Genomic DNA, 5,018 nt, shown 5'->3' with positions numbered 1-5,018 from the left:
AGGGAAAAGGGTCGGCGCCCCGGGGGCCTCCGGGGGCCCGGGCGGTCGCGCGAGTGAGGCCCGGTGAGCTGTTCCAGAATTCTGGAACAGCCGGCGGGCCCGCTTACGGCACGGCGGGAAGGGCGTCCAGGGCGGCCTGCCACGGGTAGGCGCGCACGTCTCCGTGGCGCGGCCTGTGCGGCACGAACCCGCCCTCGCCGAGCAGCACCTTGACCCCGGCCTCACGCAGCGTGTCGACGTTGCGGTGCACGGCCGGGTGGGCGTCCTGGGCGTTGTTCCAGTGCGGCAACGCGACGATGGGCTTGCACAACCCGATGCCCTCGGTGATCAGTCCGAGGGCGAGTGTGTCGGAGATCCCGGCCGCCCACTTGTTGAGGGTGTTGGTGGTCAGCGGGGCCACCAACATGGCGTCCGCGTCGGGCAGCACATCCGGCTGCGATGGAAGCTTGTACTCGTAGCGCACCGGGTGGCCGGTCAGCTTCTCCAGCTCCTCGACGGTGCCCGGCGCGTCCTCCGTGGCCCACCGGTACGCCTTCGGCGTCAGGATCACGCACACGTCCCACCCGGCCGCCTTGGCGGCGCGGATGGGCACGGGCAGGTGCTGGGCGGGCGGGGCGGCACAAGAGATCAGGTACAGGGTCTTGGTCACCCGCGCAGTCCACAACGATCAGCCAGCAGACGCAACCGCCCCTGGACAGAAGGCGGGACACCGAGCAGGCGCAGGTCCTCGACGAGGGCGCGGGTCCGCGGTCGGCACTGAACCTCCTCCGGGGCAAACTCCTCGGCCTCCAGCAGCGTGGTCACGGCGTCCTCGCGCAATCCTGCCTGGGTCTCGGCGCGGGCCCGGTCAGCGAGCAGATGCGCGCGGCGCTCGCGCGGCAAGGCGTCGAACGCCGGGGCGGGGATGCCCGCCGCCACGGCGACGGCATCGGCGCCCTCGCTCAGCTGGACGTGCGCAGCCACTCGGTACAGCGCCACGTTGGTCGGGCCGAAAGCCGTGTAGAGGTGGTTGGCGTCTCCGCCGAGTCGGCCCGCGTGGTCGTCGGCCTCACCGAGGAAGTCGGGCACGCGGCGGGCGTGCCGCTCGGGATGGCGGTCGTCGGCCTCGGCGGCGGCCGCGGCCGCCATCGCCGCCTTCAACCACAGCATGCCCAATACCGAGTAGCCCTCGGGTCCGCTGCGCAGGAGGTCATCGTGGAGGCGGCCGGCTGCGGCCAGGATGAACTGGGCGGCGGCCGCGGCCTGTCCGTGCATCGTCATCGCGTCGCCTAAATGGCGCGCAGCGCTGGCCATGATGACCGGGTTCTGGCTGCGTTCGGCGGCCGCGACGGCGCGGTGCCCGGCGAGCACGGCAAGCTCGGTGTCGGCCCATTTGATGGCGGCCGCCTCGGTCAGTTCCAGGGTGAGGCTGAGGACCTCGAACGCGGTCAGCTGGTCGTCGCCCTCGTGCCGGTGGGCGGCTCGCGTGGCGTCCACCAGCAGGGCGGGAATGTCGCTGCCGAGCTGCTGGAAATGACCGGCCTGGAAGGCCGTCCGAGAGTAGTCCAGTGAGCGACGTAAGGTCGCGACGGGGACCGGATCGTCGTTCGAGTCGTCGCACGTCCCAGTGATGACGTCGTGGCGCTGGAGCGCGGCTCGTACGGCCTCGATCTCGCTCTCGCCCGCGCACTCGGCGTCTAGCGAGTCGCCGATCAGCCGTTCCAGCGGAATACCCAGACGGAGCGCTGCAAGTCGTGCTACCGAGAGGTTCGGATCGGCCTGCCGCTTGCCTGCTTCCAGTGCCTCGACCCATGGCAGAGACTTGTTCATCAGGGCCGCGAACTCGCGCTGGGGAATGCGCCGCCGGGTGCGCCAATACTGGACGCGGCGGCCGAACGAAGCATCATCCATGGGGAGCTCCGGGACTCGGAGTCGACGACCCATACACATCGTATGGGTTGACTCTGTTGTACCGCCTCTAGCGTCCCGATATGGCCAAGTCCCGGAAGACTCCCCCGCATCCAACCTGGGCCGCGCTGGCGGTGCCCAACGGCGAGCTCCTCGACGCGCTCAACCAGTCGTCAACGTGGTCGTCCCGGCTGCGCCGCGTCGGCCAGCAGCACGACGTATTGGTGCTCCCGCTGGAGCGGGGCCTGGCCGCGCTGGACGCACAGCAGGTGCCCGTCGAACACGGCTTGAGCCTCATCGCGGATTACGCGAGCGGCAAGCTGATCGCGCTCGTGGGACGCGGCTGGGCGAACCTGTGGACGGACGTTCACGAGGTGCGGGTGCTGCCGGTCGGATCGTGGGTTCTGGTGCCCGCGGATGTGACGACGTCTCCGGGTTCGTGGGCGGCGGCCTGGCTGAGTCGCCCGCCGCTCCCCCCGATCGACCTGGACACCGAAAGCGGTGTCGACGAGTGCCCTGTCGAGCGGGATCCGGAGTCCCTGGAAGGGGTTCCCGCCGGCCGCCTCGCTCCGCAGACGCTGCACGACGGACTGGCCGTCCTCGACGGCTGGAAGACCTCACCCGCAGAGGCCGCGTCATGACCGCGCACGTGGCATACGACCCGCACGGCGCCATCTACGCGAGGCTGCCCCTCGACCGCAAGCCGTACCAGCTGCTGGCCAAGACGGTGCTCGCCCTGGACGCGTCGGCCGACCTGCCGCCGGGCGACTGCGCGCAGATCGCACTTCAGCTCACCGGGCATGCGAATCTCGTCGCCATCGACGTCCGGCGCCTGTGCAACCGGCTCCCCGAAAACAGCCGCTCCCGCACGCTGACGGAGACCGTTCTCGCGGACGTCTCCAGCCGACTGGGCACCCCCGCCGAGCCGACCGTCGACGCCATAAAGGATCGGGCGCAGGTGCTGCGCGGACTGTACGAGCGACTGGACCGGCTCACTGCGAACCGGCCGCCCACCGTCGCCCCGCCGGGGCGTTCCCGCTCGCCCGCATAAGGCCACTCCCCTGGGTCGCATCCGCCGCCACCCCCGTGGGCGCGGGTGCACGAAGCCCCCGGCAGGCTGCCGTACACAACCCCGGCCTGCTGGGGGCTTCCCCATGTCGACGGTGCCCGCAGAAATGCCCCGGCGGACCGCGTCTCGTGCGGTCCGCCGGGGCTTCGTATCGTGCGTCTAGGCCGCCCGTGAGTCGGCTGCATCCGGCTCCGGAAACAGGCCCAACTGCTCGTCCATCCGGTGCACCTGGGCCGTGGCGATGCCGTACAGCTCGTGCACGTACGCCCGGACCTTGGCCTCCCATCCCTCGTCACCGAGGACGCGTCCGAAGACGGCGGCCGCGACCATCGGGCAGACCGCGTCGGCCGCCTGCTGCGCGACGTTGCGCACCCCGCGGCCGCGCCCGACGTGGGTCCACGGGTAGTCACCGGGGAAGCCCACGAGCCTGCCGATGTCCGCCTGGCTGATGGTCTCGCCGGTCTCCGAATCGGCCCACCCGTACGCGGTGGCAGTGACGCAGGTTGAGGGGAGATCCGCGCTGCGCGAACCGCCCCCCTTGGCCCGTCCGGTGACCGGGTCGACGGGCCGGTGACCGCGCGTCAGGTAGACGCGGCCGGTGGGCCAGCCGACAACTTCGGCGAACGTCGGGGCAGGAATCGGCTCGGCCGGAGCGACGTCCACGAACGGCGCCGCCTCGCCCCGGTAGGCGGCCATGAACCGGCGCTTGCGGTGGGAGGCGCCGTAAGTGACCGCGTCGAGCGTGAAGGCCTCCGTGGTGTGCCAACCCGCCTGCGTCAGCTGCTCGAAAAGCCCGTCCTCGATCTGCTGGGGCAGTCGGCTGGACTGCTCGACCATGACCCACTCCAGCGTCTCGTTCCAGCGGGCGAGCATCCCCAGCGGCCAGATGACGACCTCCGCCATGAGCCCAGCGCGCGGGTCCTCCAGCTGCGCGAGGGGGGCGCGGACCTCGTCCCAGATGTCGCCGGAGCGGGGGGCGTAGCCGGTCGGCGAGTGCTCCCAGGGCAGGAACCCGGCGGCCGCGCCCGCCTCCCAGATGACGCGGCAGATGATGTCGATGGCGTCGGCGTAGCGGCCCTTGCCCAGACCGCTGGGGGTGAAGGCCTGGCAGGGCGGCGTGAGGGCGATTCCGCTGACGAACCTCAGTGCCGGGTTCTCCGGGCTGACCTGGGTGACGTCGGCGTGGATGACGCGGAACCCGGCGGCGGTGGCGGTGGCGACCGCCCCGCCGTCCAGGTCGATGCCGACGATGTCGACGTCGGCGCCGAGGATGTTGCGCAGCCCCAGGGAGAGGCCTCCGGGACCGTGGAAGAGGACGATCACCCGCTTGCTCAGGATGCGGCCGAGGGCGTCGCGCTCCGGGGCGAACAGCCACTCGATCGGGAAGGGGCCCGCGTACCACTCCAGGAGCTGACGGGTCTCGTCGTCCAGGGCGGCGATCCGCTCGGCGGTGACCGGACACTGGTCCTCGATCCGGCCCGCGACGTAGGCGGCGCGCTCCCCGCGGGCCTCGCGGGCCAGTTCCTCGACCCGCTCGTCGTAGCCCTCGACGATGGCGTACGCGCACTCGGTGATGCGCTCGGTGGCGTCGTACCGCCACCCTTCGACCTGGTCGTCGCCGGGGTTCTCGTCGGCGTAGCTGGTGAGCAGCGCGGCCGCCTTCCAGCACTCGGCGAGCGCGGGGTGTCCGGAGGCCTGCGCGATGGTGGCCGCGTCCTCCGCCTCCTGCTCGGCGGAGAAGGCGTCGTGGAGCAGCTTCAGCCTGCCGCCGGCCGGAGCGCCGTTCGAGGCATGGGTGTCCCCCATGAAGACCATCCCTTGATCGTTGAGGCTTTTCGGTGGGTGGCCGATCGGGGATTCCCGCCCCCTTTCGACGTATCTAATACTCTCACGTTTTCAGGTGCAGGTCAAACCCGAAAGTGCAGGTCAGAGGCCATTTTCCGGGAATCTTGCACACCCATTTCCGGCCCGCAGACGGGCGCCTGACCACGGCGATGCGGGCACGGCTGAACAGCTCGACCGCCCCCGCCACAGCGCGGCAGCAGCCGCTCCCCCTCAGCCC

Annotated in this window: 5 protein-coding genes; 2 read left to right on the top strand and 3 right to left on the bottom strand. The window is 71.1% G+C overall.

The genetic code is table 11. The annotated features are described in order from the left end of the window. Positions 1–103: 103 nt before the first annotated feature. Both C1J00_RS38055 and C1J00_RS38050 read right to left on the bottom strand, forming a co-directional pair. Positions 104–649, bottom strand: a complete 546-nt coding sequence (locus C1J00_RS38055) for a flavoprotein (RefSeq protein WP_102913464.1) — start codon at positions 647–649, stop codon at positions 104–106. Continuing rightward, positions 646–1,890 (bottom strand): helix-turn-helix domain-containing protein, encoded by a 1,245-nt coding sequence (locus C1J00_RS38050; RefSeq protein ID WP_102913463.1) that lies wholly within the window; start codon positions 1,888–1,890, stop codon positions 646–648. The genes C1J00_RS38055 and C1J00_RS38050 overlap by 4 nt, the downstream gene beginning before the upstream one ends. 80 nt (positions 1,891–1,970) lie before the next feature. Between C1J00_RS38050 and C1J00_RS38045 the strand changes: the two genes are divergently transcribed. After that, positions 1,971–2,528 carry a hypothetical protein gene (locus C1J00_RS38045; RefSeq protein WP_146046338.1) on the top strand — a complete coding sequence of 186 codons (558 nt, stop codon included), beginning with the start codon at positions 1,971–1,973 and terminating at the stop codon, positions 2,526–2,528. After that, positions 2,525–2,938: a DUF6415 family natural product biosynthesis protein gene (locus C1J00_RS38040; RefSeq protein WP_102913461.1), complete on the top strand. Its 414-nt coding sequence runs from the start codon at positions 2,525–2,527 to the stop codon at positions 2,936–2,938. The genes C1J00_RS38045 and C1J00_RS38040 overlap by 4 nt, the downstream gene beginning before the upstream one ends. Before the next feature lie 177 nt (positions 2,939–3,115). Here C1J00_RS38040 and C1J00_RS45685 read toward each other — a convergent pair whose 3' ends face one another. Continuing rightward, positions 3,116–4,762 carry a DNA cytosine methyltransferase gene (locus tag C1J00_RS45685; protein WP_180989847.1) on the bottom strand — a complete coding sequence of 549 codons (1,647 nt, stop codon included), beginning with the start codon at positions 4,760–4,762 and terminating at the stop codon, positions 3,116–3,118. Positions 4,763–5,018: the final 256 nt, after the last annotated feature.

The sequence above is a fragment of the Streptomyces cahuitamycinicus genome (genome assembly GCF_002891435.1).
GTDB classification, from domain to species: domain Bacteria; phylum Actinomycetota; class Actinomycetes; order Streptomycetales; family Streptomycetaceae; genus Streptomyces; species Streptomyces cahuitamycinicus.
This window is presented reverse-complemented; position numbering and strand designations above follow the sequence as displayed.